At 55.0% G+C, this 1060-nt stretch carries 1 protein-coding gene; it reads left to right on the top strand.

Annotated features, from left to right (window positions below; translation table 11 throughout):
* Positions 1-48: 48 nt before the first annotated feature.
* Positions 49-1049, top strand: a protein-coding gene (locus tag ACMGFI_RS21190) for an IS630 family transposase (RefSeq protein WP_436912381.1) whose coding sequence is annotated in 2 segments (ribosomal slippage) — positions 49-541 and positions 541-1049 — 1002 coding nt in all. Because the reading frame shifts where the segments join, the coding sequence is not laid out codon by codon here.
* Positions 1050-1060 lie beyond the last annotated feature (11 nt).

Raw genomic sequence — 1060 nt, 5'->3', positions numbered from 1 at the left:
CTATAGAATCCGGTAGAATTTTTTACTCAGAGTGTGTTGCAGCTACTAGTGGATCATCTCGACGAGATCTCCGTCGAGGAACTGCAAGACACCCTCGACAATGTGGACGGAAAGAAACCGACACAACGACTCTTAGCCGCAATTGCGTACAAAAATGGTGTTTCGCAGACTGAACTAGCCGAGTGGTACGACGTTCAACGACGGACGATCTACAGCTGGCTCAAGCGACTCGACACCGACGAGTCGCTTGAGCAAGCCGTCTCTGATGCTCATCGATCCGGAAGAAAACGAAAGCTCTCAGAAGCACAGCAAGAAGAGTTCGAACAAACTGTCACCGAGTCTCCTGAAGCGGTCGGGATCGACGCGCCGGCGTGGACGCCGGCGCTCGCCCAAGAATTTCTCGAAGAAACGTACAGCGTCGAATACTCGATCCCGAGTTGTCGGCGGTTGCTCAAAGAAGCTGGACTCAGTTATCAAAAACCGCGTCGAACAGCCGCCGAAGCCGACGAATCTGACCAAGCGGAGTTCCACGACGAGATCAAAAAAAGCGGCGGGAAATGGACGCCACAGTAGTCTGTATCGACCAAACCAAGAAATCCGTGCAGGTCGAGCCGCGTGCCGCGTGGTTTCCGCGCGGCACGCGGCCGGGCGTCGAACTGTCCGGTCAACGCGACTGGACGTGTCTGCTCGGCGCGATCACCGAAGATGGTGACTACTTTTTCTCACGGTTCACCGAGTACGTTACTGCCGATCACGCGAAACATTTCATTCTCGCGTTATGCGAAGAATTCGAAGAAGACTTGATCGTCGTGCTAGACGGAGCGCCGTACTTCCAGGCGTCGGCCGTCACGGACCTGGCGGCCCGTGACGACCTCGCCTTCGTCACGTTGCCTGCGTATTCGCCGGAGCTCAATCCTGTCGAAGAGTGCTGGCGACAACTCCAAAACGCTCTCAGCAACCGGTTCTTCGACTCGCTTGAGCAACTGACCACCGCGATCGATACTGCTCTCGACCAACTCTCGCTTCCAACAGTGAGCAATTATTTCTAACGACTACTATA

The sequence above is a fragment of the Halosimplex marinum genome, assembly GCF_051414075.1.
Classification (GTDB): domain Archaea; phylum Halobacteriota; class Halobacteria; order Halobacteriales; family Haloarculaceae; genus Halosimplex; species Halosimplex marinum.
Note: the sequence above shows the minus strand (reverse complement) of the source record. Positions and strands in the feature narration are given on the sequence as shown.